Source organism: Actinosynnema pretiosum, assembly GCF_024171695.1.
Classification (GTDB): Bacteria; Actinomycetota; Actinomycetes; order Mycobacteriales; family Pseudonocardiaceae; genus Actinosynnema; species Actinosynnema pretiosum.
Genome location: NZ_JAMTCF010000029.1, coordinates 1 through 26,683, shown reverse-complemented (window position 1 = coordinate 26,683; position 26,683 = coordinate 1). Strand labels below are relative to the sequence as shown.

Genomic DNA, 26,683 nt, shown 5'->3' with positions numbered 1-26,683 from the left:
AACGGCGCACAGGGGAACCCTCAGGTTCCGCCCCTGTGCGCCGTTCTGCATGTCACGGGTGAAGAAGTCCGCCCCCCCTCAACCCCCGCCCGTACGCAGCACGGGATCCCGTTCCAGGAAGGGACCACCGCACCATGGCCACCCAGACCAGCGCCGAGCACGGCAAGTCGTCGTCGCGGGAGCGCTCCGCCCTGTCCCGGCTGCTCGCCGACCGCGGGGTCAACACCAAGATCCTGACCGCCGTCGGCCTGTCCGCCACCGTCGCGGTGGTCGTGGGGGTCCAGGGCCTGCTGTCGCTGAACAGCTCCGCCGCGAACGCGAACGGCATGGCGGACAACGCCAGGGCGCTCAACTCGCTGAACATGGTCGTCGACCGCACCGAGAGCGGCTACAAGAGCATCCTGAAGTCGCTGATCACCTCGGACCCGACCGAGACCCAGACCAACCTGGACAACGCGGCCAAGGCGTTCACCACGGCCAAGGGCTACTTCACGGACTACAGCGCGGGCAGCGACACCTCCCCTGAGGACAAGAAGCTGTTCTCCAGCACCCTGGACCAGCTGGTCGTCGAGCTCAACGGCACCATGAAGGACGCCGCGCTGGGCAACGACGCCGAGGCCGGGTACGCGCTCTACAACAGCGACCTGCGCCCGGTCATCGCGGTCCTGGACGACACCATGGCCAAGCTGCGCGACAAGGAGGTCTCGGACGTCACCTCGGGCACCGAGGCGATCGCCAGCGAGCAGACCAAGAGCTTCTGGACCGAGATCAGCGTGCTGGTCGTCGGCCTGGCGCTGGCCCTGGGCCTGGCGCTGTACATCGCCCGGCTGATCACCGGCTCGCTGCGCGAGGTGTCCGACGCGCTGGAGTCGGTGGCCGAGGGCGACCTGACCAAGCGGGTCACCGTGCGCTCGGCCGACGAGGTCGGCGTCATGGCGGCCTCGCTGAACCGGGCCTCGGACGCGATGCAGGAGACCGTGCAGGCGATCGGCCGCAGCGCGAACTCGCTGGAGGACTCGGCGCAGGGCCTGGCCGCCGTCGCGACGCAGGTCGCCGCCGCGGCCGAGGAGACCTCGGCGCAGGCGGGCGTGGTCGCCTCCGCCTCGGACCAGGTCTCGCGCAACGTGCAGACCGTGGCCACCGGCTCGGAGGAGATGGGCGCCTCGATCCGCGAGATCGCGCAGAACGCGAACGAGGCGGCGCGCGTCGCCAGCCAGGCCGTGACGGTGGCCGAGACCACCAACAGCACCGTGTCGAAGCTGGGCCAGTCGTCGGTGGAGATCGGCAACGTGGTCAAGGTGATCACCTCGATCGCCGAGCAGACCAACCTGCTCGCCCTGAACGCCACGATCGAGGCCGCGCGCGCCGGTGACGCGGGCAAGGGCTTCGCGGTGGTCGCGAACGAGGTCAAGGACCTCGCGCAGGAGACCGCCAAGGCCACCGAGGACATCTCGCGCCGGGTGGAGCTGATCCAGGCGGACACCTCGAACGCGGTGAGCGCCATCGGCGAGATCGGCGAGATCATCAGCCAGATCAACAGCTTCCAGCTCACCATCGCCTCGGCGGTGGAGGAGCAGACCGCGACCACGGCCGAGATGAACCGCAGCGTCAGCGACGCGGCGGGCGGCGTCGGCGAGATCGCCTCGAACATCCAGGGCGTCGCGACCGCCGCCGAGTCGACCACGGCGAGCGTCACCGAGACCTCCAGGGCCTCGGAGGGCCTGGCCCGGCTGTCCGCGGAGCTGCAGGAGCAGGTGAGCCGCTTCAAGGTCTGACGAGGGGTATCGCTCCTCGGTGAGATCCACGTTACCTAACTCTGTGTGACAACCCGCACGGCGACACCGTTCACTCGAACAGGTGTCGCCGTACGGGGCGTTCATGCATACTGCAACGATGTACAGCCTGATCAGCGCGCCGGTTCTCGGCTTCGACCTGTCCCGTCTCGCGGGCGGCTCCGCCACCGCCGAGGTGCTCCTGACGGCCTGCGGGCTCACCCCGGACGACCTGGTGACGCTCGCCGACCACGCTCCGTCACCGTCGGCGGAGCTGATGCTGACCCGCTCCGCCGCGCTGGACGCCGCCGCGGCGCGCCCGTCGGTGCGCGAGCTGTCCTCGCACGAGCCGAACCAGGTGATCGCGCTGCTGGAGCGCGCGCCCATCGGCGACCTGTCCGGGCTGCTGCGCTGCCTGCGCGACGACGTGCTGGACTGGACCGCGAACTGCGGCCTGGACCAGGAGACCGTCGAGCGCGCCACCGGCGTGATCGAGGACGTGCTGACCTCGACCTACCTGCGCGACCTGCTGCCCGACGCCGACCGCAGGCGCCTGGCCTCGGGCTGGGTGTCGGCGGGCCGCGAGCTGAGCCCGGTCCCGGTGGACCTGGGCCCGCAGGCCGAGGCGGTCGAGGCGTTCACCAACCGCATCCGCCGCACCACCCAGGGCGAGGTCACCGCGCTCGCGGCCACCGCCGACCGGGTCCGCGCGGGCGGCGGCGACTGGGCGAAGTCCATGCACTCGGCGACCTGGGCCGTGCACCTGTCCGAGCGGGTCAGGGCCGCCGCCGCCGCGCAGCTCATGCTGGTGCAGGCGGTCGAGCTGGCACGGGTCCCGGTGCAGGTCAGCGCGGGCGGGGTGTGGAACCTGCTCAGCGGCGCCGCCCAGGCCCTGGTCGTGCGCGACCTCGGCGAGAGCAGCTCGTCGCTGGACCTGCTCACCCCGTGCGTCACCGTGCTCGGCCTCGACTGGCTGCGCTGACCGACCCCGCTCCCCAGCGCACCCGGCGAACCCAGCGATACGGCACACCCCGGCGGACCAGCGCGTCCGGCGATCCAGCTCCCCCGCGATCCCCCTAGTAACACCGCCACCCCGCGACACCGCGCCCGGCGTCCCGCGCCGGTCACGGGAGGCGGGTGGGACGCCCCCGAGGACGGGCCGGTCGGACCGACCGGCCGGTAACCTGGAACGGACCGGTTGCGCCGCAGGTGCCACGGTTGCGCGAGAGGTGCCGCAGAGCTTTTCCAGCCCCTTTCTTGAGCGCCCTGACCTGCGGTTTCACCCCACCGGGTGCACAACGGTAATTCACCGCTCCACAACCTCGGAAATACCTCAACTCACCAGCCGGATGACCGTTTGGACCACTGCCGCGAGGGAGAATCCGCTCCCTCGCCGAAGCGGTGGAGGCCTCCGTGATCTCGGTTCTGGTGGTCGACGATTCGGTGGTCATCCGACGACTGGTCGCCGACGTGCTCAGCGCGGACCCGAACATCCGCGTGGTGGGCACGGCGGCGAACGGCAAGATCGCCCTGACGAAGATCGACCAGCTCCAGCCTGACATCATCACGCTGGACGTCGAGATGCCGATCATGGACGGTGTCACCACCGTCCGGGAGCTGCGCAAGAAGCACCCGCGTCTGCCCGTCATCATGTTCAGCACGCTGACCAGCGTCGGGGCGGACGCCACCCTGGCCGCCCTCGCCGCGGGCGCCAGCGACTACGTCACCAAGCCCGCCAACGTGGGCAGCATCTCCGAATCGATCTCCAGCGTGCGCGAGCAGCTGCTGCCGCGCATCCACGCCCTGTGCGGGCGTCCCAAGCTGCCCCCGCCGCCCGCCAGGCGCGGCCCGGTGGGCGCTCCCCCGGTGGGCGGCCCGCCCGCCCGACCCGGCACGCCCGCGCGGCCCGGCGCCCAGGCGCCCGCCCGCCCCGGCGCCCCGGTCGGCCGAGGCCCCGGCAGGCCCTCCGCTCCCGGAATCCCCGGCGGTCACAACCGCGTCGACGTGCTGGCCATCGGCTCGTCCACGGGTGGACCCGAGGCGCTCCGCGTGGTGCTCTCCGAGCTGCCCGCGAACCTCCCGGTCCCCGTGGTGGTCGTCCAGCACATGCCCCCGGTCTTCACGGCGATGCTCGCGCAGCGCCTGGACGCGGGGTGCAAGGTCAAGGTCGTCGAGGCGACCGCGGGCACGCCCCTGCGTCCCGGCACGGTCTACCTCGCTCCGGGTGACAAGCACCTGGAAGTGGTCAGGGCGGGCACGAACGTGCAGACCAAGCTGCACAACGGCCCGCAGGAGAACCACTGCCGTCCCGCCGTGGACGTGCTCTTCCGATCGGTCGCCTCGGTCTACGGCGGGAACGTCCTGGCCGTGGTGCTGACCGGAATGGGTCACGACGGCAGGGCGGGCGCACAGGTACTCCGGGCCAAGGGCGCCCGGATCGCCGCACAGGACGAGTTCAGCTCGGTCGTGTGGGGAATGCCCGGCTCGGTCGTGGAGGCGGGGTTGGCCGACGACGTCCTCCCCCTGTCCGACATGACCGGTTACATCCTCTCCCAGCTCCCCGATCGGGTAGCTGCCACAGCACCGGGAGTGGCGTAGTGGAACTGAACGCCCAGCAATTCGCCTTCGTGGCAGACCTCGTGAAGCGAGAAGCCGCGATCGTCCTGGCTCCCGGCAAGGAGTACCTGGTCGAGTCGCGCCTCCTCCCACTGGCACGCAAGTCTGGTCACGCCGACACCGCCTCGCTGGTGCAGGCCGTGCAGTCCGGCAAGTCGCCGGACCTGCGGCAGTCCCTGGTCGAGGCCCTGACGATCAACGAGACCTCCTGGTTCCGCGACCAGGAGCCGTACCTCGCCCTCAAGAGCGTGGTGCTCCCGGCCGCACTGGAGAGCGCGGGGCCCGCCAGGCCGCTGCGCTTCTGGTCGGCGGCCTGCTCCAGCGGTCAGGAGCCCTACAGCATCGCCATGAAGCTGGAGGAGAGCCTGCCGCCCGGACGGGCGTACGACATCACCGCGAGCGACCTCTCCAGCGAGATGGTCAACCGCGCCCAGACCGGCAAGTACAGCCAGCTGGAGGTCAACCGCGGCCTCCCGGCGTCCCTGCTGGTGTCGCACTTCGACCGCGCGGGGCTGGACTGGCAGGTCAAGCCCGCCCTTCGCCGCAACATCACGTTCCGCAGGATCAACCTGGCGAACCCGCTGCCCCCCATGCAGCCGTTCGACGTGATCTTCCTGCGCAACGTGCTGATCTACTTCGACGTGGAGACCAAGCGGCAGATCCTGCGCCGGATGCGGGCGCTCATGCGCCCCGGCGGCTGGCTGCTGCTGGGCTCCGCCGAGACGACCATGGGCATCGACAGCGCGTTCCAGCGCGTCCCCGTCGGGCGCACGGCGGTCTACCGACTCGCCGGCGGCGAATCCGACGCAGCGACCACTTCCTTGAAAGGGGTAACGACGTGCGCGCCATCGTAATCGACGACTCCCGAGCCATGCGGGTCATCCTGCGCCGACTGCTGGAGGGCCACGGCTTCCAGGAGGTGCTGGAGGCCGAGAACGGCCAGGTCGCCCTGGACGTGCTCGCCGAGCAGGAGACGGCGCCGAACCTGGCGCTGGTCGACTGGAACATGCCCGTCATGGACGGGCTGCAGTTCATCATGACCGCTCGCAAGACCCCTGCCCTCCGCGAGATGACCTTGATGATGGTCACCACCGAGAGCGAGCAGGAGCAGATCGTCCGGGCGCTCGCTTCCGGGGCTCACGAGTACGTGATCAAGCCCTTCAACGCCGAAGGCATCGGCGAGAAGCTCGCCCTGCTCGGATTGGTACCGATTGGAGTCGCATCATGACGCTGGTCCTCCCCACCACTGAAGACCTGGGCTCGATGACCGAGCAGGTCTGGTCGGCCTACCTGGACCCGGAGACCGAGCACCCGCTGCTCTTCGGAGACCTCGGGCCGAACCCGGTGGAGCTGACCGCCTCGGTGTCCATCGTGGGCGCCTGGGACGGGCACCTGGTGGTGTCGACCTCCAAGGCCGGGGCCCAGGACGTGGCCAGCGTCATGCTGATGATGTCTCACGAAGAGCTGACCGACGACGATGTGAGCGACGCGCTCGGTGAGCTGGCCAACGTGGTCGGCGGCAACGTGAAGAGCCTCGTCCCCTCCCCGGCGAAGCTCTCCCTGCCGCGCGTCGGCGCGGCCGACTCCGAGCGCTGGCCCGGCGCCGTGGAGCTGTGCCGGACGGTCGTGCAGTGGAAGGGCCAGCCGTTCTCGGTGGTCCTCTTCAGCAGCAGCAAGCAGGAACAAGTCAGCGAGGAGCTGCCGGTATGAAGATCCTGGTCGTCGATGACAGCAGGGTGATGCGCCAGATCGTGATCAGGACCCTGCGCCAGGCGGGGTTCGGGGACCACGACGTGGTCGAGGCCACCGACGGCCAGCACGCCCACGAGGTCGTGCAGGCGGAGAAGCCCGACCTGGTGCTGTCGGACTGGAACATGCCCGGCATGACCGGCATCGAACTGCTCCGAGCGCTGCGCAGCAGCGGCACCAACACCCCGTTTGCCTTCGTCACCTCGGAGAGCTCCGACGAGATGCAGAAGATCGCGGAGGACGGGGGCGCCATGTTCCTGATCACCAAGCCGTTCTCCGCGGACACCTTCCGCGAGCGGTTCGACTCGATTCTGGGATGACACCGATGGCCGACACACTTCCCGCTCCCAAGGAGATCAGGGACCTGCTCACCGACCTCATCGGCAAGGACGTGTCCGTGCAGCTCGCGGACCCGCCCGGCAAGGTGGACAAGCCCGCGGTCGCGGTCTTCGTCCACGACGACATGAGCATCGCCGGGGTCATCGGGATGGAGTTCCCCCTCGCCGCCGACCTGGCGGCGGCGGTGGGGCTCATCCCGCCCGGCGGCGCCCAGGCCGCCCTCGAGGACGGGGAGCTCTCCCCGATGCTCACCGACAACCTCGCCGAGATCTGCAACGTGCTGACCGGGTTGCTCAACCGCGACGGCGGCCCGCACGTGAAGCTCTCGTCGATCCACGCGCCCGGCGAGGAGGTGCCCGGCGACGTGCTCGGGTACCTCCAGGCGCTGGGCAACCGGCTGGACCTGGACGTCGCCGTCACGGGTTACAGCCACGGCCTGTTCTCACTCGTTGGGGGGCGTTGAGCGGAAACGCTCAGCTCCCCCCGGCGGGGGCCGATGACCTGTTTGCCAGGACGGCGACGAAGGCCACGGATCGGCCGCGAAGCAAGCGAACACCCCGGAAGGTGTCGTGAACGCCAAGCGCCTGAACCAGTTCGCCGTCCCGGCGGGCGTCATCCTGATCATCGTCATGATGATCCTGCCGGTGCCCTCCTTCGTGCTCGACCTGCTCATCGTGGCGAACATCGCGTTGTCGCTGCTGATCGTGCTGGTGAGCATGCAGGTCAAGCGGCCACTCGAATTCTCGGTCTTCCCGTCCGTGCTGCTGCTGGCGACGCTGTTCCGGTTGGCGCTCAACATCGCCGCCACCCGGTTGGTGCTGCTCGACGGCGACGCGGGAGCGGTGATCGGCGCCTTTGGCCACTTCGTGGTCGGCGGGTCGCTCATCGTGGGCATGGTCGTGTTCTTCATCCTGATCATCATTCAGTTCGTGGTGATCACGAACGGGGCTGGCCGGGTCGCCGAAGTCGGCGCCCGGTTCACCCTGGACGCGATGCCCGGCAAGCAGATGGCGATCGACGCCGACCTGAACGCCGGGCTCATCGACGAGGCCGAGGCGCGCAAGCGCCGCACCGAGGTCACCTCGGAGGCCGACTTCTACGGCGCGATGGACGGCGCCTCGAAGTTCGTCAAGGGCGACGCCATCGCCGCGGTCATCATCACGCTGGTCAACCTGTTCGGCGGCTTCGCCATCGGCATGATCCAGCGCGGCATGGAGGCCGGCGAGGCGATCAACACCTACAGCCTGCTGAGCGTGGGCGACGGCCTGGTCTCCCAGGTCCCCGCGCTGCTGCTGTCGCTGGCCACCGGCATCATCGTCACCCGTCCGGTGTCCGACGGGGACATGGGCAGCCAGGTGTTCAGCCAGTTCGGCCGCAACCGCCTGGTGCCGATGGTCGCCGGGTCCGCGCTGCTGTGCCTGTCCCTGATCCCCGAGCTGCCGATGCTGCCGTTCCTGCTGATCGGCGGCGGGCTGCTGTTCCTCGGGATGCGGATGCCCAAGGAGGGCGAGGCGGGCGACGAGGCCGTCTCCGTCCCCGAGCAGGCCGCGCCGGACGCGTCCGAGGCGCTGCTCTCCGAGATGCAGGTCGACCCGCTGGAGCTCGCGCTCGCGACCGACCTGGTGGAGCTGGTGGACAGCTCGGGCGGCGACCTGCTGGAGCGGGTCCGCGCGCTGCGCCGCAAGATCGCGCTGGAGCTGGGCGTGGTGATGCCGCCCGTGCGCACCCGCGACGACCTGGACCTCCCCCTCTCGACCTACGTGATCCGCATCAGCGGGTCCGACGTCGCCACCGGCACCGCCCCCGCAGGGGCCGTGCTCGCCATCGGCGACAACCTCGACGCGCTGCCCGGCCGCCCCGGTGTCGAGCCGGTGTTCGGCCTGGCGGGCAAGTGGGTGCCCGCCGAGCTGCGCTACCAGGCCGAGCTGACCGGCGCCACGGTCGTGGACCGCGCCTCGGTGATCGTGACCCACCTGGCCGAGGTGACCAGGACCCAGGCGAGCAGGCTGCTGGGGCGCGAGGACGTCCGCCAGCTCACCGACGTGGTCCGCCGCACTCACCCGGTCGTGGTGGAGGAGCTGACCCCGAACCTGCTGAGCCTTGGCGAGATCCAGCGGGTGCTGCACCGGCTGCTGGACGAGGACGTGGCGATCCGCGACCTGGTCCGCATCTACGAGTCGCTGTCGCTGGCCGCGAAGTCCGGCAGCACCGACACGGACCACCTGGTCGAGGCCGCGCGGAACGCGCTGGGCCCGGCGATCGCCTCCCGGTTCGCCTCCGGCGGCGTGCTCTCGGTCATGACGCTGGACCCGCGCGTGGAGCAGGTGCTCCTGGAGTCGCTGCGGATGACCGAGCACGGCGCGCAGGTCGTGCTGGACCCGAACCTGGCCGAGCAGCTGGTGGGCGACGTGTCCCGCCTGGCGCTCCAGACCGAGGAGCGCGGGGCCACCCCGCTGCTGGCGTGCGCGCCGCAGCTGCGCGCCCCCCTCTACCGCCTGCTCCACGTGGCCGTTCCCCGCCTGGCCGTCCTGTCCTACCCCGAACTCTCCGGTGGCACCAACCGGATCGAGACCGTTGGAGTCGTGAACAGTGTCCACTCGATTGCTGCTTGAGGGTCCGAACCTCACGGCGCTGCTGGACCAGGTCGCCCGTGAGCACGGCAAGGACGCGCGCATCGTGTCCGCGGAGAAGTTGCGCAAGGGCGGCGTGATGGGGTTCTTCGCCCAGCGCTGGTTCGAGATCACGGTCGAGGTGCCGGACGGCGGCGCTTCGGGCGAGGGGTCCGGGAAGGACTCCGCCGGTCGGGGTTCGGCCGGTCAGGGTTCGGCTGGTCAGGGCGCTGCGGGCAAGGGCTCCGGCGCGGACTCGCTGGACGGCCTGCTCGCGCTGGCCGACCGGGAGGACGGCGCGGAGCGCACCCCGGTGTCGGCCGACGAGCTGGCCGCCGCGAAGGCGGGCGAACAGGCGCAGGCCGCACCGGCCTCCGCCCTGCCGCAGGGCGTGAGCACGGACCTGACCGGGCGACGCGCCCCCGGCGCCGCCCAGGCCGCCCCGACCGGGCTGGTGTCGGCGGAGAGCCAGGCGCTGATCGCCGAGCTGGCGGCGGCGCGGGCCGCCGGGCTGACCGAGGAGCAGATCGCCGCGGCGATCGCGCTGGCCAGCAACAACAGCGGGCTGCCCGCCGTGACGCAGGCCGCGCTGGCCGCGCACGGCGCGGCCGGCGAGCGCGGCGCCGCGCTCGGGGCCGCCCAGGCCGCCGTGGCGCAGGCCGGGATCGCCCAGACCGCCACCCAGGCCGGTGTCACCCGTTCCGGGCTGGCCGGGCTGGACGCGGTGCAGGCCGCCGAGGCGCACGCCGAGGCCCACCGCGCGGCCCAGGCCGCCGCAGCCGCCGCGTACGCCAGCGGCGCGGGCCGGATCGCCGTGCACAGCACCCCCGAGCCGACCACCTCCAACGCGGGCACCGGCCTGACCGGCTCCGCCCCCACCGGGGTCGCCGCCGCGCAGACCGCCGCCGAGTTCGCCTCGCAGCAGCAGGCCGCCGCGCCGGTCACCACCACGCAGGCGCTGGCCAGCGCCCAGCTGGTCGCCACCGCCCAGGTCGCCGACAACGCCCTCCAGGCCCCGGTGCGCACCGCGCCGGTGCTGGGCTACGAGGAGCCGGGCCTGGCGATCGCCCAGCTGAACATCGCGGGCCACCCGGTCACCACCCCCTACGGCTCCGCCGAGGCCCAGCGCCTCGCGTTCGGCCAGGCGGACGCGGCGGGCCAGCTGCCCACCGGTCCGGCCACCACGGCCGCCGGTGAGCCGATCACCGCCGGTCAGCACCACGACGCGAGCCAGGCCGACGGCGTCGGCCACTTCGCGCCGGGCGCGTTCGCGGCGGGCCAGCCCGCGCAGCAGGTCATCCCCCAGCACGTCGCCGCGCAGCAGACCGCCGGTCAGCAGCACGCCGCCGCCGCGCAGCCGGTCGCCGCACAGCACGCCACCGGTCAGCAGCACGTCGCCGGGCAGCCGGTCGCCGCGCAGAACGCCGCCCAGCACGCCACCGCCCAGCCGGTCGCGACGGCCCTCGTCGCCGGCCAGCAGGTCGCCACCGCGTCCGCCGAGGGCTTCGCCCAGGCCGGTCACGCTGCTGGCACGATCGTCGCCCAGGCGGGTGTCACCCACGCGGTGGCCGCCGTCGCCGGGCAGGCCGTCGCCGGTAACGCCGTCGCCCCGATCGCCGCGCAGACCGTCGCCGGGCACCCGGCCGCCGGGACCGCCGTCGCGGGCCACGCCACCGCCCCGATCGCCGCCACCCCGGTCGCGGCCTCGGCCGTGGTCGCCGCGCCGCAGGCGTCCGCGCTGGTCGCGGGCCCCGAGTCCGCCCCGTCCCAGGCCGCCCACACCGGCACCGGCACAGGCACCGTCCAGCACGTGCAGCACGTCGACTCCCCCGGTTACCGCGCGGGCACCGCGTGGACCCCGGCCGAGACCGCGAGCATGGCCGAGCTGGCCGCCGCCAAGGCGGGCACCGCCATGGCCGCGATCGTCGCCGACCTGGCCGCCGAGCAGGGCAAGCCGCGCACCACCGTGCTGCACGGCGAGCAGGCCGCCTGCCTGTCCCGCGCCCCGATCGCCGAGACCGCCGCCGACGCGGCGGAGCAGGCCAGGGCCGCGAGGGCGGCGAAGGAGCAGCGCGCCGAGGAGCTGCGCGCCGCCGAGGCCGCGAAGTCCGAGGAGGCGCTGGCCGCGCGCGAGTCCCTGGCCCTGGAGCGGGCCGCCCGCGCCGAGGCCGAGCGCGCCCGCGAGGTCGCCGAGGCCAGGCTCGCGTCGATGGAGGCCGAGGAGGCCGCCGCGCGCGCCGAGGGCCGCGCCGCCGCCGAGGCCGCCACCGCCGAGCTCGCCCCGGCCCCGCTGCTGGTGCCCGGCGCGGTCACCGCGAAGGAGATCGCCGAGGCGGTCGCCCAGATCATGGGCGGCGCCAAGGAGACCACCGCCGAGACCACCACCGCCGCCCCCACCGCGACCTCCGCCGAGTCCGAGACCGTCGCGGCCGAGATCCCGGTCCAGCCGACCCCGAAGCCCAAGGCCACCACCCGCACGACCCGCTCGTCCGGGTCCAAGGCGGCCGTGAAGCCCAAGACCCCCAAGGCCAAGCCCGCCGCCGCGTCGAAGAAGCCGACCGCGCTGCCCGCGCCGAAGCCGGTTCCGCGCCGCGCCACCATGTACACCGGCCGCACCCGCCCGGCGTGCGAGGTCGAGGTCGACCTGACCGGCACGCCGCTGCCGGACCAGCGCACCGAGAGCTCCCGCCCGCTGCGCCCCCTGCGCACGGCGGGCCCCGCCCCGGCCGCGCCCGCGCTGCCCGGCCAGGTCCTGGTCGTGGCGGGCGAGCTGGAGCACGCCCTCGACGTCGCGAACGCGGTGTGCCGCGACCTGCGGATCGACCCGTCCGACGTGCTGGTCGCCGGTCCGACGACCAGCGGTCACCGCCGGGTCGCCAGCGCCCGCCACGCCACCCAGGTCGCCGCCGAGCTGCACGCCGCCGAGACCCCCTCGGTCGTGGTCGTGCAGGCCTCGGTCGACGAGGCCGACGGCGCGCAGTGGGCCGCCGAGATCACCCGCGCCCTGGGCGCGAGCGCGGTCTGGGCGGTCGTGGACGCGACCCGCAAGTCCCGCGACCTGGCCAGGCACGTGCGCGAGCTGGGCGACGTGGTCGCCATGGCCGTGCACGGCGCCGCCGCCAGCGCGGACCCGACGACGGTGCTGGAGCTGGGCCTGCCGATCGTGGCGGTCGACGGCAAGCGCATGTCGAGCACGGGCTCCGCCGCCACCGCCCTCGCCGACCTCGTGGCAGCGTGACGCCGTGCTGCGCTACTCGACGATGCTGCTGGCGGGCGTGCTGAGCGCACCCGCGATGTGGGGCGCGTTCGTGACCGGCAGCGTGGACCCGCTGGACGCGCTGATCCGGTTCCTGATCACCGTTCCGGTCGCCGCGGTCCTGCTGGCGATCCCCAGGGCGGTCTTCCGCAAGTACGAGCCGGACCGCTCGATCCACGCGGTGGTCATGGCCCACGCGGAGCGCGTCGACCTGGAGCTCCAGGGCAAGGGCGCCGGTGACGGCGCGTCCACCCGATCAGGTCAGTCCACGGCGGACTGAACTGCCGACTCCTAGGCTGGCGCGACATGGACCACGCCTCGGCGGCGCTCACCCCGGTGCTGCGGGACCTGTTCGGCGTGGCCGCCGACCTGGCCACCCACAGCACGGGCGCGTCCGAGGCGCGGGCGCGGGTGGTGGAGCTGTGCGGGCTGCTGCCCGACGGGAACAACGTGCTCAAGCAGGCGCTGGGCCTGCTCGACGCCCTGCGCGTCGAGCAGGCCCGCGAGCCCAGGCACGCGGCGGGCGCCCCGGCCCCGGAGCGCTCGCTGGTGGTGCTGGTGGACGCGCGGGGCGGGACCGACTTCGACCCGGACGCGGTGCGGGACCTGCTGGGCATGGCTGCGGGGCCGCCGACGATGGAGCGGTTCACCGCGCTGGTGCACCCGGACGACCTGCCTCGCGTGCGCGGCGAGTACCGGCGGCTGCTGACCTCGCCGCACCGGCAGGTGGAGCTGGACCTGCGGGTCCGGCACGCGGCCGGGCACTGGGTGGTGCTGGCGGTGGGGATGCTGAACCTGCTCGACACCGGGGCGGGGGTGGTCGTGGCGCACTGCCGGGACGTGACCGCGCGGCGGATCGCCGAGGAGGAGGCCCGCGCCGAGCGCGGGCGGTTGCAGCAGGTGGTGCTGCGGTTGGCTGGCGCGGTGGCGGTGGACGACCGGGAGCGGGTGTTCCTGCACAACCCGGCGTTCACGGCGGTGTTCGGCGACCGGCCGTGGAACGGGATGCCGGTGGCGGACTTCACGGCGGCGCTGGGCGCGGTGAGCGCGGAGCCGGTGGCGACGGCGGCGCGGCTCGCGGAGCTGGCGTCGTCCGAGTGGGGGCACCGGGACGTGCGGCTGGTGCTGCGCGACGGGCGGATCGTGGTCGGCGACCTGGTGCCGCTGGGGCCTGCGGCCGAGCTGGGGCGGTTCTGGCACTTCCGGGACGTCACGGCGGACACGGCGGCGCGGGTGGAGCTGGAGGAGAGCAACCGGGTGCTGGCCGAGGCGGCGGCAGTGAAGGGCCGGTTCGTGGCGACGGTGTCGCACGAGCTGCGCACGCCGCTGACCGCCGTGCTGGCGTTCGCGGAGATGATGCCGGGCGCGGGGCCGCTGAACCCGGAGCACCTGGCGCACCTGGAGGTGATCCGCCGGAACACGGCGCGGTTGGTGCGGCTGGTGGACGACCTGCTGCTGCTGTCCCGGTTGGAGAGCCACCGGTTGCCGCTGTCGCTGGCTGAGGTGGACGTGGCCGGGCTGCTCGCGGAGGCGGAGCACGACCACGCGAACCCGGCGGAGAACGCGGGCATCGAGCTGGTGGTGGAGCCGGTGGACGGGCCGAAGGTGCGCGGCGACGCGGTGCGGCTGTCGCAGGTGCTGGACAACGTGATCGGCAACGCGCTGAAGTTCACCCCGGCCGGGGGCAGCGTGCGGGTGACGGCGCGGGTGGACCCGACCGGGTGGTTGATCACGGTGAGCGACACCGGGATCGGCATCCCGGCGGCGGACCTGCCTGACCTGTTCGACGTGTTCCGGCGGGCGGGCAACTCGACGGGGGTGCCCGGCAGCGGGCTGGGGTTGTCGATCTGCCGCCAGATCATGGCTCTGCACGGCGGGAACATCCGGGTGCGGGCCGCCGAGGGCAGGGGGACGACGGTGGAGCTGACGCTCCCGATCGGAGGTTCGCCCGGATGAGAACGTATTGTCCGCCGGCATGACGACCGTGGAACTGGGTCTGGACACGTTCGGGGACGTGACCGTTGGCGCCGATGGTGTGAAGCTGCCGCACGGCCGGGTGATCCGGGACGTGGTCGAGCAGGCCGTGCTCGCGGACCGGGTCGGCGTGGACGCGTTCGGGGTTGGCGAGCACCACCGGGACGACTTCGCCGTGTCGGCGCCGGAGGTGGTGCTGGCGGCGATCGCGGCGCGCACCGAGCGGATCGCGCTGGGCAGCGCGGTGACCGTGCTCAGCTCGGACGACCCGGTGCGGGTGTTCGAGCGGTTCGCGACGCTGGACGCGCTGTCGAACGGGCGCGCGGAGATCACGCTGGGGCGGGGGTCGTTCACCGAGTCGTTCCCGCTGTTCGGGTACGACCTGGCGGACTACGAGCGGTTGTTCGCGGAGAAGCTGGAGCTGATGGCGCGGCTGCTGGACGAGGGTCCGGTGTCGTGGAGCGGGACCGTGCGGGCCGGGCTGGAGGAGCAGCACGTGTACCCGAAGACCGAGGGCGGGCGGATGCGCGCCTGGGTCGGCGTCGGGGGCAGCCCGAACTCGGTGGTGCGGGCGGCGAGCGGCGGGTTCCCGATGGTGCTCGCCATCATCGGCGGGGAGCCGGAGCGCTTCGCGCCGTTCGTGCAGCTGTACCACCGGGCGCTGGACGAGCTGGGGCGCGAGCGGCTGCCGGTGGCGGTGCACTGCCCCGGTTTCGTGGCGGACACGGACGAGGAGGCGCGCGAGGTGCTGTGGCCGCACTGGCGGGCGGTGCACGACCGGATCGGCCGCGAGCGCGGGTGGCCGCCGGTGACGCGGGATCGGTTCGAGGACGACGCGGCGTTCGGGGCGCTGCACGTGGGGTCGCCGGAGACGGTGGCGCGGCGGATCGCGAAGACGGTGTCGGTGCTGGGGGTGCAGCGGTTCGACCTGAAGTACTCGAACGGGACGCTGCCGCACGAGCGGATGATGGCGGCGGTGGAGCTGTACGGGACGAAGGTGATCCCGAGGGTGCGGGAGCTGCTGGCTTCGGAGGGCTGAGGGTGGCGGGGCGATGGGGTGGCGGGGCGCTGGAGTAGCCGGTCGCTGAGGTCGGTCGGCTGCTGGGGTGGTCGGCTGCGGGGGTGGCTGGCCGCTGGGGTGGCTGGTCGCTGAGGTCGGTCGGTCGCTGGGGTGGCCGGTCGCGGGGCGGGTGGTCACCGGTCGCCTGCTGTGACGGCACCGGCGACCGCCGTCCTCTCGGGTGTCCCCCGCCCGTGGGGCTTGCGCCGAGCACTTCCGCTCCGCGCAAGCGGTTTCCACCGTTCCGGTGAGGGAACAGGGTGACGTGACCGCGACGACGTTCGGCGTCGAGGAGGAGTACCTGCTGGTCTCCCCGGAGACGTGGCTGCCCACCGCGAGCGCCCCCGAGGTGCTGGCGGGTGTCCGCGACCTGCCTCCGGGGGCGCTGGCCCAGCCGGAGCTGCTGTCCAGCCAGGTGGAGTTCGCCACCGGGGTGTGCCGGAGCGTTCCGGAGCTGCGCGCCCAGCTGCGGGCGGGCCGGGCGGCGATCGCGGACGCGGCGGACCGGGCGGGCGTCCGCCCGGTGGCCACCGGGAACCCGCCCCTGTTCAACCGGGTCCCGGTGACGCGCGGTTCGCGCTACCGGGGGATCACCGACCTCTACCGGGCGCAGTTGGCGGACTACCAGTGCTGCGGTTGCCACGTGCACGTCGGCGTGCCGGACCGGGACACCGGGGTGGCGGTGCTGGACCACCTGCGGCCGTGGTTGCCGACGTTGCTGGCGCTGTCGGTGAACTCGCCGTTCGACCGGGGTGAGGACACCGGGCACGGCAGCTGGCGGGCGGTGCGGCAGTCGTCGTTCCCAGGGTGGGGGGTCCAGCCCGTGCTGCGCACGGCGGCGCGCCACGACCGGCTGGTGGACGCGGCGGTGGGGGCGGGGGTGCTGGTGGACGCGACGATGACGTTCTGGCTGGCGAGGCTGTCCCCGAAGTACCCGACCGTGGAGGTCCGCGCGGCGGACACGGCGGCCACGGCCGAGGGCGCGGTGGTGCAGGCGGTGCTGACCAGGGCGCTGGTGGACACGGCGCTGGCCGCGCTGGAGAGGGGCGAGGAGGCGGGGGACCACGAGCAGGCGGTGCTGGCGGCGGCCCTGTGGTCGGCGGCCCGGCACGGGACGGCGGGGTGGGGCGTGGACCCGGTGACGGGGCGGGCGGTGCGGGCGGAGGGGCTGGTGCGCGCGCTGCTGGCCCACGTCCGGGAGGCGCTGGGGGCGGACGCGGGGTGGGTGACGGACCTGGCCCTGCACGGCCGGTCGGGCGCGGCGCTGCAACGCGGGGCGGGTGGTGGGGCGACGGGGGCGGTACGGGCGCTGGCGGAGGTTTTCACCGCATCGGGAAGTTGAGCGAACGGACCGTTCGCTGGAGCACTGGCGGGATCGCGGGCCTGCCACAACACCGGACCAACGCCCCCGACAGCAAACCCACACCCACGCCCGCCACAGACCCCGAGCCCGCGCCCACGCCCACGCCCACGCCCACGCCCGAGTCTGGGCACTCCCCGGCGACATCAGCGCCCGCCCCACCAGCCGAACCTCCTGCCAGCCGCCGCTCCAAGCCGCCATCCCAATCGCCGCCCGCCTGCCCGATCGCCGCCTTACCGCCGCCTTGCCGCCTGCCTGTTCACTGCCTCGCCGCCTGCCCACCCACCACCTTGCCGTCCGTCCACGCGCCCGTCCGTCCACCCGCCTGCCCGCCAGCCGCCGACCGCCTTGCCGCCTGCCTGTCCACCACCTTGCCGTCCGTTCACCCGCTCGCCTGCCCGCCTGCCCGCCTGCCCGCCTGCCCGTCCACCCGCCAGCCCGCCTGCCAGCCCGACCACTCGCCTCCCGCAGGCCCACCGTCTCCGTGCCGAGCCCGCCCCACCGGTCAAAGCCGCCCCGAGTCACCCCCCGCCCGAACCACCGCCTGCCAGCCACCCGCCACCGCCCCCGTGTATCCGACCCCCACCGGGGTAGCCCTCGGCCATGAGCGTTCGTGGTGCGGTCGTGGCCGGTGCGGTGCCCTCGCAGGCCTCCGGTGAGCGGCCCCTCGCCGAGCAGGTGGTGAGCCCTCCGCTGCCCCTGCCGCGCGGGTCGTTGTCCGAGGGGGTGGTGGCCGCCCTGCGCGACGGCGCGCCACCTCCGCCCGCCGCTGCCGGTGACCCCGATCCGTGGGGCGACGACCTCCAGCTCGCCCTCCACACCCTCTACGAGCTGCACTACCGGGGGTTCGCGGGCGTCGACCCCGACCTGGAGTGGGACACCCGCCTGCTGGGGTTGCGCGGGGAGCTGGAGCGGCGGTTCCTCGGGGCGGTGCGGGACGAGCTGCCCGGTTCGCCCCCGGTGGACGAGGTCATCGGCGAGCTTCTCGTCGAACCCGTCGACGGCAGCGGCATCAGCCACCACCTCAAGGCCGACGGGCGGTGGTGGCAGATGCAGGAGCACTTGGCTCACCGGTCCGTGTATCACCTGAAAGAGGCTGATCCCCACGCGTGGGTGATCCCCAGGTTGACCGGGCGTGCCAAGGCGGCACTGGTCGCGGTGGAGTTCGACGAGTTCGGCGGCGGACGGCCGGAGCGGATGCACTCGGAGCTGTACGGGCGGTTGCTCACCGGGGCCGGGCTGTCCCGCGCGTACCTCGCCCACCAGAACAGCGCGCCCGCGCCGATGCTGGCCGTGGTGAACCTGATGTCGGCGTTCGGGCTGCGCCGCTCGCTGCGCGGGGCCCTGGTCGGGCACTTCGCGGCGGCCGAGATCACCACCGCCCCGAGCGCGAAGCGCATGGCGGCGGCGCTGGAGCGGATGGGGGCGCACCCGGACTGCGTCGAGTTCTTCACCGAGCACGTCGAGGCCGACGCGGTGCACGAGCAGGTGGTTCGGCACGACGTGATCGGTGACCTGCTGCGCCGGGAACCCGAGCTGACCCCGGACGTGGTGCTGGGCGTGCGGGCGACGGAACTCGTGGAGGGGCGGTACGGCGAGCACGTGCTGGGCGCGTGGGCGCGCGGTGAGAGCTCGGCCCACGGGCGGGGACGGGAGCAGGCGCACGGGCAGGAGCAGGAGAAGGAGAAGGGGAAGGAGCAGGGGCAGGTACAGGGCTGAGCGAGCCACCGCGGCTTGGCGTCGCCGCCTGCCAATCCTCCGGCCGGGGAACTCGGCCCGCGCGCACCAGCCGTCGCCCTGCTCCGCGCGCCAGCCGCTCCCCTACCCCCCGTCCTCCCGCTTCACCCGCTTCCGGTGGCTCGTGTCGCAGAACGGGTAGCTCCGGCTCCGCCTGCACGCGCACAGCGCGACCACCACTCGGTCCGACCGCACCACCTCCCCGCCCTCGACCACCACCTCCACCGGCCCCTCCACCAGCACCGGCCCCTCCCGGCTCACCACCACCCGACGGGGTTCACGGGGCGTCGGCACGGACCACCACCAGCCTCTCGTGCCGCTGCCCCGGCGCGATCATCCTGCGCCCCTCCAGCCACCGGGCGCGCGAGCGCAGCACCGGCCCGAAGCCGACGTCCCGCCACGCCACCACCTCGGCGCCCAGCCCGCCGTCGCGCAGCTGCCGCAGCGTCCGCTCCACCCCGCACAGCGCGGAGTGCACGACGAGCCCGAACCCGCCGGGCGCGAGCAGCGACGGCAGCGCCGAGCACAACCGGTCCAGCACCGCGCGACCGTCCGCCCCGGCGTCCCACGCCCGCGCGGCCCCGGTCGGTTCGGGCGGGCCAGGCGCGGGCACGTAGGGCGGGTTGGAGCACACCACGTCGTAGCGCCCGCCCACGGACGAGAAGTCCCCGTGCCGCACCCGCACGGGAACCCCGTGCAGCAGGCAGTTCACGAACGCGGTCGCCACCGCGCGGCGGCTCCGGTCGACGGCGGTCACCTCGCCCGCCCCGGCGCGCGCGGCGGCGACCGCCAGCGCACCGGTGCCGGTGCACGCGTCGAGCACGGTCGCCCCGCGCGGGACACCGGCCTCGGCCAGTGAACGGGCCAGGAGTTCGGTGTCCTCCTGCGGGCGGTACACGCCCGGTGGTCTCAGCAGCAGCACGGGGGGTGTGGTTCCCGCGCGGGAGCGGCCCAAACGGACCGGGGCCAACCGGGCACCCGGTCGGGGGGCGGTCAGGCCCCCAGCGCCGCCTGGAGCGTCGGGTGCACGTCCAGCTGCTCGTCGAGGCCGCTGATGGCGAGCGGGCGCAGGACTTCCCGGTGCCGGGCGACCACGGCGAGCCTGGTGCCGAGCAGTTCGGCCTGGAGGTGCCCGGTGACCAGCTCGTTCAGCCCGGCCGAACCGAAGAACCCGACCTCGGTCAGGTCGACCACCACCGGTTCCGGCGGGCGCACGCGGGCGAGCGCGGCCAGCAGCTCGCGGTGCAGCGGTTCGACCGTGAGCTGGTCGACCTCACCGCTGACCTTGAGCACCACCGCGCCACCGCACTCCCGCGAGTGGACGCTCATCTCCTCGTCGAGGTCCCTCACCGCTCGCCTCCTCACCACGCGGGGAATTGCAGCGGCCCTGAGGAGGCGCCTGCTGCTCGGTCACGAGCCTAACCCGAGATCGCCGCCGGGCAAGGAGGTTGCCGCGTTCGGGTGTGGCGGGGCGCGACTTCCAGGTCACCCGGAATGGCTAATCGATTTGCCAGGGCATTCTCGCGAAAACATCAAGCTTGCCCCAAATGAATACCGATGTGATCCAGGTCTCCCTACGATGCGGATTATGAGACTGCTGCTGTGGATGACGATGACCTGCTGGTCGGCAGTGGACGGTGGGGTGGTGCTGCCCGCGCTGACGGGTTTCCTGCTGGTGGTCTGCGCCGCCGACAACGCGCTCGCGGTGCGGGACCGGGGATCGGTGCGGCGGAGGCTCACCACCGCCGCGCGCGCCCCGTCGGCGAACTGAAAGCGACCGGACGGGGAGTGCGCGCACCGAACGTGGGCGCACGGGTCTCCGGAAAGGACGGTCGGGGCGGAACGCAGCGCGACCGGAACGGGGCGCGCGAACGCGAAGCGTGACCGGATCGAGCGGGGGGAAAGGGTTTTTCAGAGGGCGCGCAGGGCGGCGAACGCCTGGGCCAGGTCGGCCTGGAACTCGGCGCCGACCACGCACTGGCGGGTCGGGTCGTCGAGACCTCGCGTCATGGCCACCCGCAGCAGCACGCCGAGCACGGCGGCGGCGACCTCGGGGCGGCAGTCGCCGGACGGCGCTTCCAGGCGCCGCGCGACCGCCTCGACGACGACGCGCTCGAAGTCGGCCATCCGCTCGTGCAGCACCGGGATCAGCTCGGGGTGACGGGTCACCAGCTCCTGCGCGGTGCGCAGGTCGGCGCGCTCGGTGTCGGTGAGCACGCGCTCGTCGGAGAAGAGGGCGACGAGGCCGTCGAGCACCGGGCGGTCCCGGTCGGCGACGAACGCCTCGACCAGGTCGGCGGGGAGCGGTTCCGGGCCGGGGATGACGGCGGAGCGCTTGCTGGGGAAGTAGTTGAAGAAGGTCCGGGGTGAGACGCCCGCGCGGTGGGCGATCTCCTCGACGGTGACGTCGGCCAGGCCGCGTTCCAGGACCAGTTCCGCGGCGGCCTTGGAGATGTCCTTGCGCGTCGAGCGGCGGCGGCGCTCCCTCAGGCCCGTCACGCGGCTGCCCCGTGGTGCGGGAGCGGCGGCTTGATCAGCGGCGCTGGCATGGCGTGCACTGTAGACCCTTTGGGGGTGGTCCTTTGCCACGTGACCCTTTGCACGGTGTGCAAGTGGCAGGTGTGCAGAGGGGGTGGGAGCGCCGGGTGCGGGGGGCGCGGGGACGCCAGGTGTGAGGGCACGGGGTGCGGGGGTGCGGGTCACGCGTAGCGGTTGCCGCGCAGGGCTGTCGCGGCGGCGAGGGTGGTGAGGGCGGCTGCGGCCCAGGCCACGGCGAGGGTCGAGCCGCCTGGGGACCCGGCCGCTACGGGGCCGATCACCGCGCCGGAGAGGGTCGCGGCTGCTTCGGCCATGAGGAGGACCGCGGTGACCCGGCCCAGGAGGTCGGTGGGGGTGGCTCGTTGCAGGGCGGTGTGGGCGGAGGTGAGGGCGAGGGTGCCTGCGGCGCCGGTCAGGGCGGCTGCGGTCAGGGCCGGGGGGAGGGTGGCGGAGGAGAAGAGGAGGACGAAGCCGAGTGCCACGCCGAGGAGGGAGGCGGCCAGGAGGAGGTGGGCGGGGAGCCGGTTCATCAGCGGGGTGACCAAGGGGGCGCCCAGGAGGGAGCCCGCGCCCAAGGCGGACATGACCAGGCCCGCGTGGACCTCGCCGCCCAGGTCGGTGACGGAGAAGGGGACGACGAGCGCGCTCAGGGCGGCGTTCCCGGCGAAGAAGAGGGTCAGGGAGAGGACGAGCGCGCGGGGGGCGGGGTTGTCGCGGAGGAAGACGGCGCCCGCTGAGATCCGGGTGTGGGTGGAACGGGGGCGGGGGTGGCGGGTGGTTTTGGCGATCAGGACGGCGGAGAGGAGGTAGCTGAGGACGTCGGCGGCGATGAGGGCTTGGTAGCCGGCGGTGAAGAGCAGTGCCGCGCCCAGGGATGGGCCGATGAGGCGCATGGCGCCGTCGGTCAGGGCGGTCAGGGCGTTCGCGGCGGTCAGGGACGGGCCGGTGCCCACGACGGTGGGGATGTGGGCCTGGGCTGCGGGGCGGAAGAGGACGGTGCCCGCGCTCTCCACCACCATGACCGGGTAGACCAGCCAGAACTCGTCGGAGAGCAGGAGGACGGCGATGGCTGCGGCTCGGAGGAGGTCCGAGGCGACCATGACGTGGCGGCGGTCGAGGCGGTCGGCCAGGGCGCCCGCCAGAGGGCCCAGCAGCACGGGGGGTAGGTACTGGGCCGCGACGACGAGGCCGGTCGCGGTGGTCGAGCCGGTTTCGGCGTAGACGTGGGCTGGGATGGCGACCACCACCAGCCAGGCGCCCAGGGAGCTGACCGCGCGGGAGAGCCAGAGCAGGCGCAGGTCCCGGTTGGACAGCACGGCGAACGTGGTGATCACCGTTCGATCGTGGCGGTGGGGTGGTGGGGTGGGTACCGCGACTTGGTGGGGCGGGAGTTGGGTGGGGCGGGGTGGTGTGGGAGTTGGGTGTGAAGATCAAGAGCTGAAGAGCTCGCCTCGCCAGCGGGGCAGACCTCCAAAAACGAGGGGGAAGGGCTCTGCCGGCCGGTGGCGCTTCCGGCAGTGGTCCGGTTTACCACTGCGGTGGTCCGGGTCCCTCGTCTCCGTTTGGCCTCCTTTCAGGCAAGCACACTCGTCAAGACGCCGTATGACACCCCGGTCTGCCGTGGCGGTGCGGCGGCATCTTGACGAGCGCGCTCGGGCTTCGCCAGGCCAAACGGAGACGAGGGACGCGGGATTGGGCGGCTGCGGGCTCGCTGCGCTCGCCCCGCAGCCCGCGAGGCGATCAGCCTGCGAAGTGGTCAGGCTGCGAAGCGGTCAGGCTGCGTGCCCGTCGGCTTAGGTGGTGGTGGTCGTGGTGGCCATGGTGGTGCTGGCGGTCATGCTGGCGGTTGGGGGAACCAGGTGTTGATGGTGGTGTTGCGGAACTTGCCCTGGGGATCGGTGCGGTTCAGGAGGGCTGCGAAGTCCGTCCAGCGGGGGTAGCGGGAGGCCAGGGTGGTGCGGTCCAGGGTGAAGACCTTGCCCCAGTGGGGCCTTGGGGTGAATGGGGCCAGGGCGTGCTCGATCTTGTTCGCCACGGCCGCTACTGCCTCCGCCTCCTGTCGCCAGGTGAAGTGGAAGGCGACGCTGGGGCGGTCGTGCACTGGGCTCAGCCACTGCTCGTCCGCGTCTACCGTGCGGATCTCGGAGGTGAGCAGGATCGGGGCGAAGTCGTTCGCGAGGGTGGTCAGGGCTTGGAGTGCGGGGGACGCGTGCTCCCTGGCCACGAAGAACTCGGACTGGAGTTCGGTGCCCACGCTCGGGGTGAAGGCTGCGCGGAAGTGCGGGAGGCGTTCGTGCCAGGGGCCCGGCTCGCCCAGTTGGGCGGTGCAGTGGTGGGCGGGTTGGCCTGGGACCGGGTGGCGGGGTTCGGTGGACTCGTGGCCGCCCAGCCAGGACAGGTCCGGCTGCGGGGCGTCCAGGCGGCGCTTGACCCAGACCTCGGCGGTGCCCCGGTACTGGGTGAAGGAGCTGACGCTGTAGGCGGAGCCGTAGAGGGCGTCGAAGTGGTCGGTCAGGGTGGCCCAGGGGACGTCGCGGTGGACGCGCTGCTCCACCTCGAACGTGGGCTCCACGTCGATCTCCAGGGTGACCGCCACGCCCAGGGCGCCCAGAGCCACCACGGAGCCGTTGAAGTCGGGGGTGCCGCGCTCGACCCTGCGGAGGGTGCCGTCGGGGCCGACCAGTTCGATCGCGCGCACGGTGCTCGCCAAGGACGGGACGGTGTTGCCGGAGCCGTGGGTAGCGGTGGTGCAGGTGCCCGCCAGGGTGATGTGCGGCAGGGACGGCATGGTCGGGAGGGCCGCGCCGCTCGCGTGCAGCAGTTCGGCCAGTCTCGCCAGGCGCATCCCGGCCGACACCCGCGCCGTGGAGCCGGTCAGCTCGAACTGCTCCGGCATCCGCTCCAGGGTGATCAGGGTTCCGGTGGTGTCGGCGATCGGGCTGAAGGAGTGGCCGGTGCCCACGACGTGGACCGCGCGCGAGCGCGCCACCACCTCCTGGACCTGCTCGACCGTCTCGGGAACGCTGATCTCCTGCGCGGAGAAGGTCAGGTTCTTGGCCCAGTTGGTGCGCGTCATCGTGCCTCCCGAGCGGACTTTAACCCGGTTGGGGGAGCTACCGGAACGCCCGTCCCGCAGGGAAGCGGGACGGGCGCATCACACCCGGTGGGCCCAGGTCACTCCTTGACGGAGAAGGCCGCGTCGAAGGCGGCCGCGGGCGGGTCGAAGAGGTGCTTGCGGATGTAGGTCACCGCTTCCTCCGCGCCGCGCAGGCGGTCCATGCCCGCGTCCTCCCACTCGACCGAGATCGGGCCGCTGTAGCCGATCGCGTTGAGCGCGCGGAAGCACTCCTCCCACGGCACGTCGCCGTGGCCGGTGGACACGAAGTCCCAGCCGCGCCGGGGGTCGGCCCACGCCAGGTGCGAGCCGAGGCGGCCGTTGCGGCCGTCGAAGCGCTTCTTCGTGTCCTTGCAGTCCACGTGGTAGATCCGGTCTGCGAAGTCCAGGATGAAGCCGACCGGGTCCAGGTCCTGCCACACGAAGTGCGACGGGTCCCAGTTGATGCCGAACGCCGGGCGGTTGCCCAGGGCGTCCAGAGCGCGCTTGGTGGTCCAGTAGTCGTAGGCGATCTCGGACGGGTGAACCTCGTGCGCGAACCGCACGCCCACCTCGTCGAACACGTCCAGGATCGGGTTCCACCGGTCGGCGAAGTCCTGGTAGCCGTCGTCGATGACCGCCTGCGAGACCGGCGGGAACATCGCCACGTACTTCCAGATCTTCGACCCGGTGAACCCGACGACGGTGTCCACGCCCAGCTTCGCGGCGGCGCGGGCGGCGTCGGCCATGTGCGCGGCGGCGCGCTGCCGCACGCCCTCCGGGTCGCCGTCGCCCCACACCGAGGCGGGGATGATCGCCTTGTGGCGCTCGTCGATCGGGTCGTCGCAGATGGCCTGCCCGACCAGGTGGTTGGAGATGGCCCAGACCTTCAGCCCGTGCTTCTCCAGCACCGCCAGCTTGGCCGGGACGTAGTCGTCGTCGGCGAGCGCCTTGTCGACCTCGAAGTGGTCGCCGGAGCAGGCGATCTCCAGGCCGTCGTACCCCCAGCTCGACGCCAGGCGGCAGACCTCCTCGAAGGGCAGGTCGGCCCACTGGCCGGTGAACAGCGTGACGGGTCGGCTCATCGTGGTGTTCCGTTCCGTTCTGTCGGCGTTGTCAGACGGCTTGCCGGGGACGGTCAGATCGCGGTCCAGGCGGAGCCGGAGCCCGCGCTGGTCTGGACGGCGTCGAGGACCCGCTGCACGCGCAGCCCGTCCGCGAAGCTGGGGTGCGGGTCGACGCCGGTCCCGATGGCGGAGAGCAGGTCGGCGACCTCGTGCGTGAAGGTGTGCTCGTACCCGAGCAGGTGCCCCGGCGGCCACCACCCCTCCAGGTAGGGGTGACCGGGCTCGGTGACCAGGACCCGCCGGAACCCGGAGTCGGGCCCCGAGTCGGTGAAGACGGACAGCTCGTTCATGGACTCGAAGTCGAACGCGAGGCTCCCCTTGGACCCGTTGACCTCGATCCGCATGGCGTTCTTGCGCCCGAGCGCGTACCGAGTGGCCTCGAACGTGCCGACAGCCCCGTTGTCGAACCGGGCGAGGAACAGCGCCGCGTCGTCGACGGTGACCTGATCCCGCCCCCCGCGCTCGTCCGGCCGCTCCGTCACGAAGGTCTCGGTGAGCGCGGAAACCCCGGTGACCAGCCCACCCGTGACGAACTGCGCCGCGTCCACGATGTGCGCCCCGAGGTCCCCGAGCGCCCCGGACCCGGCGGTCTCCTTGCGCAACCGCCACGTCATGGGCGACTCGGCGTCGGACAGCCAGTCCTGGAGGTACACGGCCCGAACGTGCCGCACCTCCCCGATCTCCCCGTCGGCGACCAGCTTGCGCGCCAACGCGAGCGCCGGAACCCGCCGGTAGTTGAAGGCCACCATCGCCTTCACCCCACGCGCGGCAGCCCGCTCAGCAGCGGCAACCATCCGCTCGGCCTCGTCAACGCTGTTGGCCAACGGCTTCTCGCACAACACGTGCTTGCCGGCCTCAAGCGCAGCGATGGCGATGTCCGCATGACTGTCCCCAGGCGTGCAGACGTCCACGATCCCGATGTCGTCCCGAGCGACAAGCGCCCGCCAGTCCGTCTCGACCTCACGCCACCCGTACTTGTCAGCAGAGGCACGGGTGCGCAAGGCGTCCCGCCCGCACAACACGGCCAGGTCAGGCACAAGCGGCACGTCAAAGAAGTGCCCAACAGTCCGCCACGCCTGAGAGTGCACCGCCCCCATGAACGCGTGCCCAACCAACCCAACGCCGATCCGCTCACCCGATCGCGTCATCGCCACCTCTCACCCAGCCCAAACAAGCCCGAACCAGACCGAACCAGCCCAAAAGGGGCCAACTCACACGACCGCCACCCCAGATTAGGCCAGATGCCGCAGTAAGCTCCCCCAACTTTTGCTGATTCTCGACAAAAGTCCCCCAAAGCGCAACGACCAACGCCCAACGACCAACGACCAACGAGAGATGACCTCCTCGCGGGCTGCGGGGCGAGCGCAGCGAGCCCACGCAGCCCCACTCCCGCGTCCCTCTTCTCCGTGTGGCCTGGCGAAGCCCGAGCGCAGGTGTCAAGACGCCGCCGCA

General features: G+C 72.8%; 24 protein-coding genes. 16 read left to right on the top strand and 8 right to left on the bottom strand.

Features of this window, described 5'->3' with window-relative positions; all coding sequences use genetic code 11:
- Positions 1–134: 134 nt before the first annotated feature.
- From LV78_RS37870 to LV78_RS37800, 15 genes are all read left to right on the top strand, one after another.
- The gene (locus LV78_RS37870) at positions 135–1,775 is read left to right on the top strand and encodes a methyl-accepting chemotaxis protein (RefSeq protein WP_253851023.1); all 1,641 of its coding nucleotides are present in this window, start codon (positions 135–137) and stop codon (positions 1,773–1,775) included.
- A gap of 118 nt (positions 1,776–1,893) precedes the next feature.
- Positions 1,894–2,754, top strand: a complete 861-nt coding sequence (locus LV78_RS37865) for a hypothetical protein (RefSeq protein ID WP_253851022.1) — start codon at positions 1,894–1,896, stop codon at positions 2,752–2,754.
- Positions 2,755–3,185: 431 nt separating this feature from the next.
- Positions 3,186–4,370, top strand: coding sequence for a protein-glutamate methylesterase/protein-glutamine glutaminase (locus LV78_RS37860; protein ID WP_253851021.1), 1,185 nt, complete (start codon positions 3,186–3,188; stop codon positions 4,368–4,370).
- A complete protein-coding gene (locus LV78_RS37855) occupies positions 4,370–5,242 on the top strand; it encodes a CheR family methyltransferase (RefSeq protein WP_253851020.1) in 873 nt (290 codons plus the stop codon). Before LV78_RS37860 ends, LV78_RS37855 begins: the two co-directional genes overlap by 1 nt.
- Complete coding sequence (locus LV78_RS37850; protein WP_253851019.1) at positions 5,227–5,616, top strand: response regulator; 390 nt, start codon at positions 5,227–5,229, stop codon at positions 5,614–5,616. Before LV78_RS37855 ends, LV78_RS37850 begins: the two co-directional genes overlap by 16 nt.
- Positions 5,613–6,098, top strand: coding sequence for a chemotaxis protein CheX (locus tag LV78_RS37845; protein WP_015801147.1), 486 nt, complete (start codon positions 5,613–5,615; stop codon positions 6,096–6,098). The genes LV78_RS37850 and LV78_RS37845 overlap by 4 nt, the downstream gene beginning before the upstream one ends.
- On the top strand, positions 6,095–6,457 hold the full coding sequence (locus LV78_RS37840) for a response regulator (protein WP_015801146.1): 363 nt from the start codon (positions 6,095–6,097) through the stop codon (positions 6,455–6,457). The genes LV78_RS37845 and LV78_RS37840 overlap by 4 nt, the downstream gene beginning before the upstream one ends.
- A 5-nt stretch (positions 6,458–6,462) precedes the next feature.
- Positions 6,463–6,939: a hypothetical protein gene (locus LV78_RS37835; RefSeq protein WP_015801145.1), complete on the top strand. Its 477-nt coding sequence runs from the start codon at positions 6,463–6,465 to the stop codon at positions 6,937–6,939.
- A 106-nt stretch (positions 6,940–7,045) separates the two neighbouring features.
- The gene (locus LV78_RS37830; protein ID WP_253851018.1) at positions 7,046–9,088 is read left to right on the top strand and encodes a flagellar biosynthesis protein FlhA; all 2,043 of its coding nucleotides are present in this window, start codon (positions 7,046–7,048) and stop codon (positions 9,086–9,088) included.
- Complete coding sequence (locus LV78_RS37825) at positions 9,066–12,323, top strand: hypothetical protein (RefSeq protein WP_253851017.1); 3,258 nt, start codon at positions 9,066–9,068, stop codon at positions 12,321–12,323. Before LV78_RS37830 ends, LV78_RS37825 begins: the two co-directional genes overlap by 23 nt.
- A gap of 4 nt (positions 12,324–12,327) precedes the next feature.
- The gene (locus tag LV78_RS37820) at positions 12,328–12,621 is read left to right on the top strand and encodes a hypothetical protein (RefSeq protein WP_253851016.1); all 294 of its coding nucleotides are present in this window, start codon (positions 12,328–12,330) and stop codon (positions 12,619–12,621) included.
- Between the two features lie 26 nt (positions 12,622–12,647).
- Complete coding sequence (locus tag LV78_RS37815; protein WP_253851015.1) at positions 12,648–14,297, top strand: sensor histidine kinase; 1,650 nt, start codon at positions 12,648–12,650, stop codon at positions 14,295–14,297.
- Between the two features lie 19 nt (positions 14,298–14,316).
- Positions 14,317–15,354: an LLM class flavin-dependent oxidoreductase gene (locus tag LV78_RS37810; protein ID WP_253851014.1), complete on the top strand. Its 1,038-nt coding sequence runs from the start codon at positions 14,317–14,319 to the stop codon at positions 15,352–15,354.
- 286 nt (positions 15,355–15,640) lie between these two features.
- Complete coding sequence (locus LV78_RS37805; RefSeq protein ID WP_308208801.1) at positions 15,641–16,717, top strand: carboxylate-amine ligase; 1,077 nt, start codon at positions 15,641–15,643, stop codon at positions 16,715–16,717.
- A 621-nt stretch (positions 16,718–17,338) separates the two neighbouring features.
- Positions 17,339–18,454, top strand: a complete 1,116-nt coding sequence (locus LV78_RS37800; RefSeq protein WP_253851013.1) for an iron-containing redox enzyme family protein — start codon at positions 17,339–17,341, stop codon at positions 18,452–18,454.
- A gap of 102 nt (positions 18,455–18,556) precedes the next feature.
- Here LV78_RS37800 and LV78_RS37795 read toward each other — a convergent pair whose 3' ends face one another.
- The 3 genes from LV78_RS37795 to LV78_RS37785 form a co-directional block, all read right to left on the bottom strand.
- Entirely contained in the window at positions 18,557–18,766 is a 210-nt protein-coding gene (locus tag LV78_RS37795; RefSeq protein ID WP_253851012.1) for a CDGSH iron-sulfur domain-containing protein, read from the bottom strand.
- Entirely contained in the window at positions 18,750–19,394 is a 645-nt protein-coding gene (locus tag LV78_RS37790; protein WP_253851011.1) for a HemK2/MTQ2 family protein methyltransferase, read from the bottom strand. The genes LV78_RS37795 and LV78_RS37790 overlap by 17 nt, the downstream gene beginning before the upstream one ends.
- Before the next feature lie 71 nt (positions 19,395–19,465).
- On the bottom strand, positions 19,466–19,822 hold the full coding sequence (locus LV78_RS37785) for an STAS domain-containing protein (protein ID WP_253851010.1): 357 nt from the start codon (positions 19,820–19,822) through the stop codon (positions 19,466–19,468).
- 238 nt (positions 19,823–20,060) lie between these two features.
- On the opposite strand from LV78_RS37785, the gene LV78_RS37780 reads away from it, so the two are divergent.
- Positions 20,061–20,243: a hypothetical protein gene (locus LV78_RS37780; RefSeq protein WP_041836710.1), complete on the top strand. Its 183-nt coding sequence runs from the start codon at positions 20,061–20,063 to the stop codon at positions 20,241–20,243.
- Positions 20,244–20,383: 140 nt separating this feature from the next.
- On the opposite strand, the gene LV78_RS37775 is transcribed toward LV78_RS37780, so the two are convergent.
- From LV78_RS37775 to LV78_RS37755, 5 genes are all read right to left on the bottom strand, one after another.
- A complete protein-coding gene (locus LV78_RS37775) occupies positions 20,384–20,971 on the bottom strand; it encodes a TetR family transcriptional regulator (RefSeq protein ID WP_253851009.1) in 588 nt (195 codons plus the stop codon).
- A gap of 200 nt (positions 20,972–21,171) precedes the next feature.
- Positions 21,172–22,344 (bottom strand): MFS transporter, encoded by a 1,173-nt coding sequence (locus tag LV78_RS37770; RefSeq protein ID WP_253851008.1) that lies wholly within the window; start codon positions 22,342–22,344, stop codon positions 21,172–21,174.
- A 500-nt stretch (positions 22,345–22,844) separates the two neighbouring features.
- Positions 22,845–24,086: a D-arabinono-1,4-lactone oxidase gene (locus LV78_RS37765; protein ID WP_253851007.1), complete on the bottom strand. Its 1,242-nt coding sequence runs from the start codon at positions 24,084–24,086 to the stop codon at positions 22,845–22,847.
- A 98-nt stretch (positions 24,087–24,184) separates the two neighbouring features.
- Entirely contained in the window at positions 24,185–25,189 is a 1,005-nt protein-coding gene (locus tag LV78_RS37760) for a sugar phosphate isomerase/epimerase family protein (RefSeq protein ID WP_253851006.1), read from the bottom strand.
- Positions 25,190–25,242: 53 nt separating this feature from the next.
- Positions 25,243–26,379 (bottom strand): Gfo/Idh/MocA family protein, encoded by a 1,137-nt coding sequence (locus LV78_RS37755; protein WP_253851005.1) that lies wholly within the window; start codon positions 26,377–26,379, stop codon positions 25,243–25,245.
- Positions 26,380–26,683 lie beyond the last annotated feature (304 nt).